Below are 14,005 nucleotides of genomic sequence, written 5' to 3'. Positions count from 1 at the left end.
AACATGTGTTCCCTTGATCGTGCGGAGAGGCGCCGGGCGCTGGTCAGTGCGCCTGCTGGGAGTGGATCGGCAGCAGGCCGACGAGGAGGGAGGAGGGTGAGGAGGTAGAGGCCGGCGCAGAGGGCGAAGACCAGCTCCGCGGCGCTGAAGCAGGCGTGTGTGCTCGCGTGGGCGACGCGGGCGAAGAAGACGGTGCCGAGGGCGGCGACGCCGATGGCTCCGGCGAACTGCTGCACGGCGTTGAGCATGCCCGCGCCGGTGCCCACCTCCTCGGTGCCGGCGTCGCCGAGGATGAAGTCGAAGAGCGGCACGGACATCAGGCCCGAGCCGAAGCCGGTCAGGAACAGCGAGGGGGTGAGCTGCCACACGGTGAGGCCCGTGGTCCAGTGCGCGGTGGACCACCACAGGCCGAGCAGCCCGACGACGGCGAGGGACAGGCCGTCCTCGGCACCGGTCCGTCCTCGCTGTACGCGCACATCGTCAACAAGGACGACATCGACGGCCTGCTCATCGGCCGCCTCTGCGCCCAGATCGTGCTGCCCGAGCCCGACCCGGACGCCTGGCAGGACCAGATCCGCGACGTCTGCGCCCAACTGCGCGACCAGTACCTGAAGTACCCGGGCGTCTTCCGCGCCGCGCTCGCCATGATGCCCACCAACCTCGACACCCTCCGCGTGAACGAGGGGCTGCTCGCCATCCTCCTGTCCGGCGGCATCGCACCGCGGACGGCCGCGTGGGCGATCGACACCCTCTCCCTCTACGTGGGCGCCTACGCCCTGGAGCGCTCCCTGCTCGTGCAGCGGCAGCGGCGGGAGGGCGACGACTGGGTGCTGAGCCGCGACGACCTGGTCGGCCGGTTCGAGGCGCTCCCGTCCGACCGGTTCCCGCAGATCAGGCAGCACGCAGGGGAGTTGACCGCGGGGTCGGGGCACGACCGGTTCGACTTCGCCCTCGGCCTGATCATCGGCAACCTCGCCCACGCCTGAGCGCGCCCGCCCCCGACCGCCCGGACGCGGCGCCGTACGACCCCGATTTGGGAGCCCGGCACGGAGGGTGATTGGCTGACTGCTCACCCCTGGAAGAACAAGTGGAGGAAGTGCCATGGCGCAGGTCGAGGCGGTCACCGAGCGGACAATCGCGGCGCAGCCGGACGACGTGTTCGACGCGCTCGCGGACTACAGCGGCACGCGCGCGAAGCTGCTGCCGGAGCACTTCAGCGAGTACGAGGTGCGCGAGGGCGGCGACGGCGAGGGCACCGTCGTCCACTGGAAGCTCCAGGCCACCAGCAAGCGCATCCGGGACTGCCTGCTCGACGTGACCGAGCCGACCGACGGCGAGCTGGTCGAGAAGGACCGCAACTCCTCGATGGTCACGACCTGGACGGTCACCCCCGGCGGCGAGGGCCGGTCCCGCGTCGTCGTCTCCACCGTCTGGAACGGTGCGGGCGGCATCGGCGGCTTCTTCGAGAAGACCTTCGCGCCCAAGGGCCTCGGCCGGATCTACGACGCCGTGCTCGCCAAGCTCGCGGCCGAGGTCGAGAAGTAGCCTCAACTCCCGCTTCACCCATCGGGGTTGTTGTCACTCTCACCGTTTCGAGTGGTTTTCGCCACGGCGCCGTTGTACGCCGTAGGGCTCCTACCGGCGGATACGTCCGCCGGGCCCGGCACAAGGGCGACTCGTCGCGCTTGCTCGTAGTTGTCGCGTAATGCGAGAAATGGGCGGCGCAGGCGCGACGAGGGGAGCAGGACGTGGGCGGGACGACGCTGATGGCCCAGGAGTTGGCCACCGAGGAGGCCGGGGGAGCCGGGCGGGAGCCCGAGCGGGAGTCGCGGCGCCCGGCCCCTGCCGACGCAGCGGCCGAAGCCGAAGCCGAAGCCGAAGCCGGGGCCGGAGTCGAATCCGGAGTCGCATCCGGAGTCGAATCCGGAGTCGAATCCGGGGTCGCATCCGGAGCCGGAGCAGCCGCGCCCCCGGCCCACGGGCTCAGCCCGAGCCGCGTGCGCATGGTCTTCGTCGGGCTCATGCTCGCCCTGCTCCTGGCAGCCCTGGAGCAGATGATCGTCGCCACCGCGCTCCCGAAGATCGTCGGTGAGCTGCACGGCCTGGACAAGATGTCCTGGGCGATCACCGCCTATCTGCTCACCTCGACCGTCGGACTGCCCATCTACGGGAAGCTCGGCGACCTCTTCGGGCGCAAGGGCGTCTTCCAGTTCGCGATCGTCATCTTCATCATCGGCTCCGCGCTGGCCGGTTGGTCGCGGACCATGGACCAGCTGATCGCCTTCCGCGCCATCCAGGGCATCGGCGCGGGCGGGCTCATGATCGGCGTGCAGGCGATCATCGCGGACATCGTCCCGCCCCGCGAGCGCGGCCGCTACATGGGCATGATCGGCGCCGCGTTCGGCCTCGCCTCGGTGGCCGGACCGCTGCTCGGCGGGTTCTTCACCGACCACGTCACCTGGCGCTGGTGCTTCTACTTCAACGTCCCCTTCGGCCTGGTCACCCTCGCCGTCGTCACCGTCGTCCTCAAGCTGCCCAAGCCCGACGTGAAGGCCCGGCTCGACGTCCTTGGCGCCCTGCTGCTCGCCGCCGCCTCCACCTGCCTGGTGCTGCTGACCAGTTGGGGCGGGACCGAGTACGCGTGGGGCGACCGGGTCATCCTGGGGCTCGCGGGCGGAGCCGCCCTCGCCGCCGTGCTCTTCCTCGTCGCCGAGCACTTCGCCGCCGAACCCCTCATCCCGCTGCGCCTGTTCCGCGACTCGGTCTTCAACATCACCGGTCTCGTGGGCATGGTCATCGGCGTCGCCCTCTTCGGCGCGGCCAGCTATCTGCCGACCTTCCTGCAGATGGTCGACGGCGCCACCGCCACCGAGTCCGGCCTCCTCATGCTGCCCATGATGGGCGGCATCGTCGGCGCCTCCATCATCGGCGGCCAGCTCATCAGCCACACCGGCCGCTACAAGATCTACCCGGTCCTCGGCGGCGCCCTCTCCGTGGCCGGCATGTGGCTGCTCTCGCGCCTCGAAGCCGACACGCCCCGGCTGCAGTACAGCATCTGGATGGCCGTGCTCGGCGCGGGCATCGGCCTCGTCATGCCGGTCCTCGTGCTCGCCGTGCAGAACTCCGTGCGCGGCTCCGACCTCGGCACCGCCACCAGCGCCAACAACTACTTCCGGCAGATCGGCGGCAGCGTCGGCGCCGCGATCTTCGGCACGCTCTTCGCGAACCGGCTCGCCGACGCGCTGAGCGACCGCCTCCCGGCCGGTGCCGACCTGCCCGACGCCGAGTCCATCACCCCGCAGCTGGTCCACCACCTGCCCGCCCCGCTGCGCGAGGGCTACATCCAGGCGTACGCCGACGCGATGCCGCGGATCTTCCTGTACCTGGTGCCGGTGCTCGTCCTCGGCATGCTGATCGCCTTTTTCCTCAAGGAGAAACCACTGGTGTCCCACAACGCCCCGGCCGCCGAGCCCGCAGCCATCCCCCAGGCCCGCACCACCGGTTACACCTCCGGAGTGCCCGTCTGCGGAACGGTGCAGCACCCCGACGGCACCGTGGTGCCCCGCGCCGCCCTCACCCTCATCGACGTCGCGGGCCAGCAGATCGGGCGCGGCGCGAGCGGCGAGGACGGCCGGTACGCCCTGTCCACGCCGGGCTCGGGGTCGTTCGTGCTGATCGCCGCCGCCGGGGGCCACCAGCCCCAGGCCGTCACCGTCACCGTCGGCGAGCGCCCCGTCGAACTCGACGTGGTCCTCGGCGGCGCCGGGCGCCTCGCCGGGACCGTGGTCACCGCCGACGGCACGCCCGTCAGGGACGCCGCGGTGACCCTCACCGACGTGCGCGGCGAGGTCGTCGCCACCACCCGCAGCGGGCGCGAAGGGGGCTATGTCATCACGGAGTTGGTGGCCGGCGAGTACACCCTGGCGGCCAGCGCCCCGGCCTTCCGGCCCGCCGCCCTGCCCGTCTCCGTGCAGGCGGCCCGCGAGACCCGCCAGGACGTCGAGCTCGCGGGCGGCGCGGTACTGCGCGGCACCGTACGGGCCGGCGGCGGCCGCCCCGTGGAGGATGCGCGCGTGACGCTCCTCGACGCGGCGGGCAACGTCGTGGACACCCTCACCACCGGCGCCGACGGAACGTTCCGGTTCGTCGACCTCTCCTCCGGCGAGTACACGGTCATCGCGGCGGGCTACCCGCCGGTCGCGACCGTCCTCCAGGTGGCGGGTGGCGGGCGCACCGAGCGCGACCTCCAACTCGGCCACGAGGACTGACGTTCTCGGCTGCGAGGACCGAGCGTTCTCGGCCGCGAGGACCGCGAGGACTGACAGGTCCGCCGTCCGTTCCGCCGTCCGTCCGTCATCTGGAGGACGGAGAGTACTCCCTTCCCGAGGGCCGGATGCGCCGGAGGCTCCGGCCCGAGGGAATTTCCCGCATTGAGGCGCACATCAACCTGCCCCGGCCGTACGGTGGTTGGGGAGACACAGATCATGCGGCGCCAAGGGAAGGAGCCGTGGCCATGGAGCGTGGCACCCCGGGGGGACCGGCGGCGCGGAGCGCGGTCTCGGGGCGCGTGCCCCTGGCCGTGATCGTCGTCGACACGAGCGGCCTGGTCTCCCACTGGAGCACCGGCGCGCGCCGCCTCTTCGGGTACGCGAAGGAGGACGCCGTCGGCCGTGCCGCGAGCGACCTCCTGCCCGTCTCCGGCGCCCTCCCCGAGAGCGGCGCGCCCTACGGGGCGTACGACGGTCTGGGCCCCGACCTGGAGACCTCGCTGGACGGCCACATCTCCTACCCGGCCGCGGGCCGCGCCCACCTCCACGCCTTTGGCGAGGACCACCGCATCGACGTCCTGTGGTGGGCCTACCCCCTGGTGGGACCCGGCCCCGAACGCCTCCTGGTGCTCGCCGCGGACGCCACCGCCCTGGGCCCCGGCGACGGAGACGGCGACGGGTACGACAGCGAGGCGAGCACCGAGCGGCTCGCCCCCGGCTTCGCCCTGCACACGGACTTCCCCGGCGCCGACGAGCTGGCCGACCGGCTCCCGGAGATCCTGCCGAGCATGAGCGTCGGCGAGAGCGCCCGCATCGTGGCCCAGATTCTCGAACTGGGCTATCCCGTACTGGAGTTCAGCAAGCACGACCGGGTCCCGGTCACCCCGGACTGGGGCGTGCCCCGCCGAGTGGAGCGCAAGGAGCGCAGAGAGAGGGCGGCGCGAGCCGCCGCCGAGGGCCGGGCACCCGCCCCGCAGGCCGCCGACGACGAGGGCGAGGACCTCGAATACGCGGCGGTGCGCGAGCACCTGGAGTTCCTCAACGAGGTCAGCGGGCGCATCGGCTCCTCCCTCGACCTGTCCCGCACCATCGTCGAGGTCAGCAGGGCCGTCGTGCCGCGCTTCACCGATGTCGCGGGCACCTATCTGCGCGAACAGGTCGTCGCGGGCGAGGGCTTCCCCGAAGGCGCGCCCGACGAGACGACGATGTGGCACCGCGTCGCCGTGGAGCACACGGACGAACCGGGCCGCTGGGACGACGTGGTGCCCGTCGGCGAGTCCATGCCGTTCCCCGCGCACACGCCGTTCTTCCAGTGCATGACCTCGGGCGAGCCGGTACTGGTGCCGCGCATCTCCGAGGAGATGGGCAACGCCATTGCCGCGCAGTTCGAGAAGCGCGACATCCGCCCCCTCATCACCAACCGCTCCATGCTGGTCGTCCCGCTCAAGGCACGGAACGTCGTCCTCGGCTTCATGATCCTGCTCCGCCACCAGGAGCGGCCCGTCTTCAACGACATGGACCGCGTCACCGGCGCCGAACTCGCCGCCCGCGCGGGCCTCGTCCTCGACAACGCCCGCATGTACACGTACCAGGAGAGCGTCGCCGACACCCTCCAGGACAGCATGCTGCCGCACATCGAGCCGCGGATGCCCGGCTGCGAGATCGCCACCCGCTATCTGCCGGGCACCCTCCTCGGCCGGGTCGGCGGCGACTGGTTCGACTCGGTGAAGCTGCCCGGCTCCCGCACCGCCCTCGTCGTCGGCGACGTGATGGGCCACGGCCTCAACTCGGCCGCGATGATGGGCCAGTTGCGCACCGCCGTCCAGACCATGGCCGCCCTCGACCTGCCGCCCGCGCAGCTCCTGCGCAACCTCGACGACCTCGCCCAGCGCCTCGGCGAGCACTACCTGGCCACCTGTCTGTACGTGGTCTACGACCCCATCGCGGGCGAGCTGCACCTCGCCAACGCGGGCCACATCCCGCCCGTCCTGGTCCGCGCCGAGGACGGCCGCAGCGAGCTCCTGGACCTGCCGACCGGCGCGCCCATCGGCGTCGGCGGCGTGCCCTTCGAAGAGGTACGGCTGCGGGTGGCGCCCGGCGACCGCCTGCTGATGTGCACGGACGGACTGGTCGAGGTGCGCGGCGAGGACATCGCCGTGGGCCTCGCGACGCTCGTCGAGTCCGCCGCCCACCCGGCGGCCTCCATGGACGACGCCTGCGACACCATCATCCGGGCCCTCAACACGCGTGGCGGCCGCAAGGACGACGTGGCGCTCCTGATGGCCCGCCTCAGCGGCGTCGCCGCCGAGGACGTCGCGCACTGGCGCCTCGCCGCCGACCCCAGCGAGGTCAGCCGGGCCCGCGAACTGGTCCGCGAGCGCCTCGCGTCCTGGCACCTGGACGCCCTCGCGGACTCCGCCGAGCTCCTCGTCAGCGAGCTGGTCACCAACGCCGTACGGCACAGCGGCTCGGACGGCGTCGAGCTGCGCCTGGTCCGCGCCGCGACCCTCACCTGCGAGGTGGCGGACGCCGACCACACGCTGCCCACGCTCACGAGCGCGGGCCCCGGCGATGTGTCGGGGCGCGGCCTGAGCGTCGTCAGCGGCATCGCGAAGGAGTGGGGCACGAGCCGCACCAGCACCGGCAAGACGGTCTGGTTCGAACTGGCCCTGCCGCACAAGTAGCGCCGCCCGTGGGCGACATGGCGCGCAGAGGGCGTGGCATCCGAAGACACCCTCAGGGGCGTACGCCGGAGGCACGCGCGTCGAATGCGGCGTGAAGGATTGTGCCGGTGGCTTGTCCACGACACCCCAGGAGCGGTACACCGATCACGTCGTCGCCCTACGGAGGCGGCCGTCGCACCCTGGGGAGCTGGTCATGAGCGTCACGCGTCGGTACCGGGAGGCATGGGAGGGCTTCTGGAGCGAGGCCCCCGACGAACAGGGCGCGGTCTTCTGGGACGCGGAGCCCGCCCTCACCGTCGGCCTCCACCTCGCCCTCCTCGAGCCGCACCTCGCCGCCATCGGCCTGCCCGTCCTCGACCTGGGCTGCGGGAACGGCACCCAGACGCGGTTCCTCGCGGACCGCTACCCGCGCGTCCTCGGCGCCGACCTCTCGGGCGCGGCGGTCGACCACGCGCGCCGCGCCGACCCGGCGGGCCAGGCCGAGTACCGCCAGCTCGACGCCTCCGAGAAGGGCGCCGTCGACCAGCTGCACGCCGAACTCGGCGACGTGAACGTGTACATGCGCGGCGTCCTGCACCAGTGCGAGCCCGCGGGCCGCCAGCCCCTCGCGGACGCCGTCGCGACCCTCATCGGCGAACGCGGCCGGGCCCTCGTCGTCGAACTCTCCGAGGCGGCCAAGCCCGTCCTGATGGGCCTGGCCCAGTCGCCCGACGGCCCGCCGCCCAAACTGGCACCGGTCTTCGCCCACGGCCTCGCACCGGGCGAGGTCGCGGACGCGGCGCTGTTCGGCCATGTCCGGGCGGCGGGCCTCACGGTCGTCGCGGAGGGCGACATCCCGCTCATCACCACGGAGTTCACGGCGGACGGGACCCGGATCGAGCTGCCGTCGAAGTGGCTGGTGGTGGCGCGGGAGGAGTGACGTCGCGGTGTCGGGACCGGCCTACTTCTCCAGGCCGCGCAGATACGCCCCGAACTTCTCCAGGCCGTCGATGTTGCGCGGCCCGCTGATGCCCTCGTTGTAGTCGAGGACGAAGAAGTTGTTCTTCTTCACGGCGGGCAGCTCCCTGGTGCGGGGGGACTTCTTCAGGAAGTCGATCTTCTTCTGGGCGGGCTGGTCGCCGTAGTCGAGGATGATGACCACCTCGGGCTCGGCCTTGGTCACGGACTCCCAGGAGACCTGCGTCCAGCGCTCGTCGAGGCCGTCGAAGATGTTGCGGCCGCCCGCCGCCTTGATGATGTCGTTCGGCGGGACCTGGGCGCCCGCCGTGAACGGCTGGTCCGTCCCGGAGTCGTACAGGAAGACGGGCACCCGCTCGCCCCGGGGCGCCTTCGCCCGCACGGCGGCCGCGCGCTTCTTCAGCCCGTCGACGACCTGCTGCGCCTTCTTCTCGACGTGGAAGATCCGGCCGAGCCGCTCCAGGTCGGTGTAGAGAGCGTCGAACGGGGCTCTCTTCTCCGGGTACTTGGGGTAGTTGAAGCAGCTCTCGGTGTGCAGGAAGCTCTGCACGCCCAGCTTGTCGAGGATCTTCGGGGTGATGCCGCGCTGGTCGCTGAAGCCCGAGTTCCAGCCCGCGACGACCAGGTCGGCCTTGGCGTCGACGACGACTTCCTTGTTGAGCAGATCGTCGCTGAGCATCTTCACCTTGGCGTACTCGGCGGCCCAGGGGGACTCGCTGACGGGCGGGTTGGCGGGCGGCATCACATACCCGTGCACGTGCTTGGTGAGGCCCAGGCTGAACAGCTTGTCGGCGCTGCCGCCCTCGTAGGCCACCGCGCGCTGCGGCGTCCGGTACGGGACGGGCTCGCCGCAGCGCTTGACGGTGACCCGGTCGGCGGAGGCGCCCTTGCCGTCGTCGGCGATGTCGGCGCCGCAGCCGCTGAGGAGGAGGGCGGCAGCTGCTGCGGTGGCGGTGAGGGTGAGTGATCTGGTGCGGGGCATGGGGAGTCGGGCCTTTCGGAGGGTGGTCAGTGGGGGGTGGGGGTGAGCGCGTACAGGAGTTGGGGGTCGCCCGTCAGGGGGTGTTCGACGACCGTCGCCCGGACCCCGAACACGTCGGTGACGAGGTCTTCGGTGAGGACCTCGGCCGGGGTGCCGGAGGCGACCAGGCGCCCCTGGGAGAGCACGCCGAGCCGGTCGCAGGCGGCCGCCGCGAGGTTGAGGTCGTGCAGGACCACCAGGACGGTCAGGCCGGCGCCGCGCAGCGACGACAGGATCTCCACCTGGTGGCGGACGTCGAGGTGGTTGGTCGGCTCGTCGAGGACGAGGATCCGGGGTTCCTGGACGAGGGCCCGGGCGAGGAGGACGCGCTGGCGCTCCCCGCCGGAGAGGGTGAGGATGCCGCGCCCGGCCAGATGGGTCAGGTCGAGGCGCTCCAACGCCCGCTCGCACAGGGCGCGTTCGCGGGCGCTCAGTGCCTGGTTGCCGCGCAGGTGCGGGGCCCGGCCGAGCGCCACGACCTCCTCGACCGTGAAGTCCAGGCCGACGGAGCCGTCCTGCGTCAGCGCGGCGACGAGCTGGGCGCCGCGTCGGGCCGGGAGCGCGGCGAGGTCGTCGGGGCCGACCCGGACGGTGCCCGAGGTCGGGCGCAGCGCCCGGTACACGCAGCGCAGCGCGGTGGACTTGCCGCTGCCGTTGGGGCCGACGAGCCCGACGACCTCGCCGTCGCCCACGTCGAGGGACAGGTCCTGGACGAGGGCCTTGCCGTCGGTGACGACGACGTTCAGGTCCTGGAGGCGTAGTTCCATGTCAACGGCCCCCGAACACATAGCCCTTGCGCCGCATCAGCGCGAGGAACACCGGCACGCCGACCAGCGCCGTGAGCACGCCGAGCGGCAGCTCGCGGGGCGCCGCCACGGTGCGGGACAGCAGGTCGACCCAGACCATGAACACCGCTCCCGCCAGCGGCGCGACGGCCAGCACCCGGGCGTGCCCCGCGCCCACCACCATCCGCACGAGGTGCGGCATGACGAGCCCGACGAAGCTGATCGCCCCGCTCACCGCCACCAGCACGCCCGTGACCAGCGAGACGAGGACGAGCAGCGCCTTGCGGTGACGGTCGGGCCGGATGCCCAGGCTGGACGCCGTCTCGTCGCCGAGCGCGAGCACGTCCAGGGTCCGGCCGCTGCGGTACAGGACGGCGAGCCCGAGCAGCACGGCCCCCGCGACGACCGGCAGCGTGCCCCAACTGGCCGCCCCGAAGCTGCCCATGGTCCAGAACAGGACCGTGCTGGTCGCCTCGCTGTCCGGCGCGAAGTAGATGATCACGCTCATCACGGCCTGGAAGCCGAGCGACAGCGCGACCCCCGTCAGGACGAGCCGCAGCGGCGCCAGGACGCCGCCGCTGGAGGCAGCCGCGTACACGAGGAACGACGCGACGAGCGCCCCGACGAACGCGCCCGCCGACACCGCGTACACCCCGAGCGCGGCGAGCCCGCCCGTGACCGTCACACCGACCGCGCCCACCGAGGCCCCGGAGGAGACCCCGAGCACGAACGGGTCGGCGAGGGCGTTGCGCACCATCGCCTGGATCGCGACGCCGACCGCGCTGAGCCCGGCCCCGACGAGGGCCGCGAGCAGCACCCGGGGCGTGCGGATCTGCCAGATGATCTGGTACGTCGTGATGTCGTCGGCGGCCACGCGGCCCCCGCTGAGCGCCGCCCACAGGAAGCGCGCGGTCTCGGCGGGCGGCACGGCGGCGGCACCGAGCCCGATGGCGACGACGACGGAGCCGAGCAGGAGCAGGAAGAGGGCGGCGCAGATGAGGGCGAGGGCGGTGGGGGAGTGGAGGCGGGCTCGTACTCCCGTAAGGGAAGCGGCAGTTGAGGCCGGGGTCGCCGGCGCCGTCGTGGTGCTCACGCGGTCCCCGCCCCCGCTCCGCTGTCCTCTGCCCGCGCAGCGCGCAGCACGAGCCCCGCCGCCCCGAGCGCCACCACCACGAGCGCGCCGAAGACGACCGCGACCCCGGGATACCCGGCGAGCCCGAGCCCCGCCCCGCCGAGCCCCGCGCCCATGAACACGCCGAGGCTCATCCCGGCCGCGTTGAGGCTCAGCGCCGAGCCGCGCAGCCCCGGCCCGCACCGGCGGACGAGCAGGCTGACCACGCACGCGGCGACCACGGCGTGGCTCGCGGCGTGCAGGGACGTCAGGAGCAGGGCGAGCGGCAGCCAGTGCGTGAAGTAGAAGCCCACGACGGAGGCGAGCGCCGCCGACAGGCCGAGCAGCAGGAGGCGTTCGGTGGGGACGCGGGGCCCGGCGGCGTTGGTGAGGCGTCCCGTGAGGAGGTTGCTGACGAAGAACGAGGCGCCGCTCAGCGTCCATACGAGGGTGAAGAGCCCGGCGTCGAGCCGGAACCGCTCCTCGTAGAAGGCCGCGAGGTAGGAGAGGTAGCCCATGAACACGGCGGTGCGCAGGAGGGCGACGAGGAGCAGCGGCAGTACGCCCCGTTCTCGTCCCAGCGCTCTGAACGAGGCGAGATAGCCGAGGCGTTGGCCGGCCGGTGCCGCCTCCGCTGCCGCTTGCTCTTCCTCTTCCGCTCCTCCCGGTCCGTCCTTCCCTCGTACGGCTCCGCCCTTGTCCCGTACGACGAGGACGGCGGCCAGGAGCAGGGAGAGGACGGTGACTGCGAGGAGGTCGCCCTGCCAGCCCCACAGCAGCGCGGGGAGCGCGATGACGGGGGCCGCGAGCATCGCCGTCATCGACTGGGTGGCGGTCACGAGGGTGGCCGCGCGGCCCGCCGCCTTGCCGGTGCCGAAGCGGTCGGCGGCCGCGGCGGTGAGGGCCGGGTTGAGCACGGCCGTACTGGCGCCCACCAGCAGGCAGAACACGGCCAGCAGCAGGAAGTCGCCGCTCGCGCCGAGCGCCGCAGAGACCCCGAGCGCGCCGAGCGAACCCGCCACGGCCCAGGTGCGGGGCACCCGGTCGACCAGCGGTGCGAAGGCGGTGCCCACCAGCAGGGCGGCCAGGCCGCCGAGTCCGCGCAGGCCGCCCATCGAGGCGACCCCGCTGTCCGCGGCCGCGGCGATCGGCACCAGATACGTGCTGAAGACGGTGAACGGGAGGAGCCCGACCGCCGAGGCGAGCAGGACGGGCCACAGGGCGCGCGCCATCCGCAGGTCACCCGGCAGCGCCTCCTCCTGTGTCGCGGTCTGCGGCTGTGAGTTCCTGGCGTCGACGCTCACGCGGCGGCCCCGTCCGCCCGGTAGCGGTACAGGGCTGTCTCATCCGCGCTGAACTGCGAGAAGGGGAAGGGCTCTGCGGACAGTCCGGTGACGCCCGAGGCGAGGAAGGCGCGGGCGACGGCGGCGCCGCTCTGCGCGTACACGACGAGGGGGACGGCCCGTTCGCGGCAGTGCTCCAGGATGAGATCGAAGGTGCCGTTGCTGAGGGTCATGCCGGTGGCGACCACGGCGTCGGCGTGCGCGAGGACCTCCGTCATGTCGTCGGTGATCGGCTCGCCCCACTGGGTGGTGCGCAGGTTGAGGTCGCAGGGCAGACAGACGCCGCCCCGCTCGCGGATGGCCGCGACCAGCGGGTTGACCACGCCGATGAGGGCGACGCGGGCGCCGGGGGCGAGGTCGAGGAGCCCGGCGATGGCGGCGTCGCGTGCGGCGGCGCGGACTTCGGGGGTGCCGACGGGCAGGGTGACCGCCTCGGCGTCCGGGGCGGCGCGGTGCGGGCGCTGGTGGGCGAGGTACGCGTCGAGGGCGGCGACGCGGACGGGCGCCGACTCGGCGCGCAGCAGCTTGTCGAGGGAGTGCCCGGAGGCGTTCTCGCAGAAGTCCGGGGCGAGTTCACCGGCCTCGAAGGAGCAGGCGCCGAAGGAGTCGCCGACCCGCAGGAGCAGATAGTGGTTGTGGTACGTGACGCCACCGCCGGCGAGCCGGGTGGTGTGGTACAGCCAGAACGCGCTGGTGACGGAGAGCCCGGCGGGGTCGGTTCCGTGCGCGCCCGCGAGGACGGCGTCGGTGAGTTCGGCGACGGTGCGCGGAGTGGTGGTGGGGTGGGTCATGTGGTCGTCTTTCACAGGTATATGACGGTTCATCACGAGTTGTTGTCGAGGGGCCAGGCGCCGGTGGACCAGGGCAGCCGCAGCTCGTCGGGGGAGGTGATCTCGTACGGCTTGAGGGTGTCGATGTCCGGGGCCTCGGCGTGCCGGGCGTAGGCGCTCTCGACGTAGCGGTGGCCGGTGTCGGCGGCGATGAAGACGTGGGTGCGGTCGCCGGTGTCCCGCGCCCGCTCCCAGAGCGCGCCGAGGTGGGCGGCCCCGGCGGAGAGCCCGGCGAAGATGCCGCTGGTGCGCAGCAGCGCGACGGCCCCGGAGAGGGCGCAGTCGAAGTTGACCCAGTGCACACGGTCGTACAGCTCGTGCCGGACGTTCCGGAAGGGGATGGCGCTGCCGATCCCGGCGATGATCATGTCCGGGTCGGCCACGTGCTCCGCGCCGAAGGTCACGCTGCCGAAGGGCTGTACGCCGACGAGCGTCACGTCCCGTCCAGCCGCGCGCAGCCAGGAGGCGAGGGCCCCGGTCGAGGCGCCCGAGCCGACCCCGCCGACGAGCGTGAGCGGACCTTCGGGGACGTCGGCGCCGACCGCGGCGGCGACCTCGCGGTAGCCGTAGTAGTGGATGTCGTCGTGGTACTGCCGCATCCAGTGGTACGAGGGGTTGTCCCGGAGGATCTCGCCGATCCGCCGCACCCGCGCCTCCTGGTCGAGGCGCAGGTCGGTGGAGGGGGCGACCTGTTCGAGGGTGGCGCCGAGTATCTCCAGCTGGATCCTGAGTGTGCGGTCCACGGTCGTGGAGCCGACGATGTGGCACTTCATGCCGTAGCGATGGCAGGCGAGCGCGAGGGCCTGCGCGTAGATCCCGCTGGAGCTGTCGACGAGGGTGTCGCCGGGTCTGACGGCCCCGGTCTCCAGGAGATGGCGGACGGCCCCCAGGGCCGAGTAGATCTTCATCGACTCGAACCGGAGGCAGAGCAGGCCGGGTTCGAGGGATATGAGATCGGGTTCTTTCACCGCTTCCGCGATGTGCGTGTGCATGGGTGTGCCCCTGT

At 72.5% G+C, this 14,005-nt stretch carries 11 protein-coding genes; 5 read left to right on the top strand and 6 right to left on the bottom strand.

All coding sequences use genetic code 11. From position 1 onward, the window contains the following. Positions 1-386 precede the first annotated feature (386 nt). The 5 genes from ACFWYM_RS00195 to ACFWYM_RS00175 all read left to right on the top strand — a co-directional run bounded on the left by ACFWYM_RS00195 (position 387) and on the right by ACFWYM_RS00175 (position 7,871). Positions 387-986, top strand: coding sequence for a TetR/AcrR family transcriptional regulator C-terminal domain-containing protein (locus tag ACFWYM_RS00195; protein ID WP_384828809.1), 600 nt, complete (start codon positions 387-389; stop codon positions 984-986). Between the two features lie 115 nt (positions 987-1,101). After that, entirely contained in the window at positions 1,102-1,545 is a 444-nt protein-coding gene (locus ACFWYM_RS00190; protein ID WP_384828216.1) for an SRPBCC family protein, read from the top strand. Between the two features lie 221 nt (positions 1,546-1,766). Continuing rightward, on the top strand, positions 1,767-4,268 hold the full coding sequence (locus tag ACFWYM_RS00185) for an MFS transporter (RefSeq protein WP_384828807.1): 2,502 nt from the start codon (positions 1,767-1,769) through the stop codon (positions 4,266-4,268). 245 nt (positions 4,269-4,513) lie between these two features. Continuing rightward, positions 4,514-6,952 (top strand): SpoIIE family protein phosphatase, encoded by a 2,439-nt coding sequence (locus ACFWYM_RS00180; protein ID WP_384828214.1) that lies wholly within the window; start codon positions 4,514-4,516, stop codon positions 6,950-6,952. Positions 6,953-7,145: 193 nt separating this feature from the next. Then, positions 7,146-7,871, top strand: a complete 726-nt coding sequence (locus ACFWYM_RS00175; RefSeq protein WP_384828213.1) for a class I SAM-dependent methyltransferase — start codon at positions 7,146-7,148, stop codon at positions 7,869-7,871. Positions 7,872-7,892: 21 nt separating this feature from the next. Here the strand turns inward: ACFWYM_RS00175 and ACFWYM_RS00170 are convergent, their stop codons facing one another. The 6 genes from ACFWYM_RS00170 to ACFWYM_RS00145 form a co-directional block, all read right to left on the bottom strand. After that, a complete protein-coding gene (locus ACFWYM_RS00170; protein WP_384828211.1) occupies positions 7,893-8,891 on the bottom strand; it encodes an ABC transporter substrate-binding protein in 999 nt (332 codons plus the stop codon). 26 nt (positions 8,892-8,917) lie between these two features. Beyond that, positions 8,918-9,697, bottom strand: coding sequence for an ABC transporter ATP-binding protein (locus ACFWYM_RS00165; RefSeq protein ID WP_384828209.1), 780 nt, complete (start codon positions 9,695-9,697; stop codon positions 8,918-8,920). Position 9,698: 1 nt separating this feature from the next. Then, positions 9,699-10,712, bottom strand: coding sequence for a FecCD family ABC transporter permease (locus ACFWYM_RS00160; RefSeq protein ID WP_384828805.1), 1,014 nt, complete (start codon positions 10,710-10,712; stop codon positions 9,699-9,701). A gap of 92 nt (positions 10,713-10,804) precedes the next feature. Next, positions 10,805-12,130, bottom strand: coding sequence for an MFS transporter (locus tag ACFWYM_RS00155; protein ID WP_384828207.1), 1,326 nt, complete (start codon positions 12,128-12,130; stop codon positions 10,805-10,807). Continuing rightward, on the bottom strand, positions 12,127-12,960 hold the full coding sequence (locus ACFWYM_RS00150) for a Rossmann-like domain-containing protein (RefSeq protein WP_384828205.1): 834 nt from the start codon (positions 12,958-12,960) through the stop codon (positions 12,127-12,129). Before ACFWYM_RS00150 ends, ACFWYM_RS00155 begins: the two co-directional genes overlap by 4 nt. 32 nt (positions 12,961-12,992) lie before the next feature. After that, positions 12,993-13,991 carry a pyridoxal-phosphate dependent enzyme gene (locus tag ACFWYM_RS00145; RefSeq protein WP_384828204.1) on the bottom strand — a complete coding sequence of 333 codons (999 nt, stop codon included), beginning with the start codon at positions 13,989-13,991 and terminating at the stop codon, positions 12,993-12,995. Between the last annotated feature and the right edge of the window lie 14 nt (positions 13,992-14,005).

Origin of the sequence: Streptomyces sp. NPDC059009, from assembly GCF_042740175.1 — a bacterium.
GTDB lineage: Bacteria > Actinomycetota > Actinomycetes > Streptomycetales > Streptomycetaceae > Streptomyces.
The sequence above is the reverse complement of the archived record's forward strand: the minus strand, read 5'-3'. Positions and strand labels throughout refer to the sequence as shown.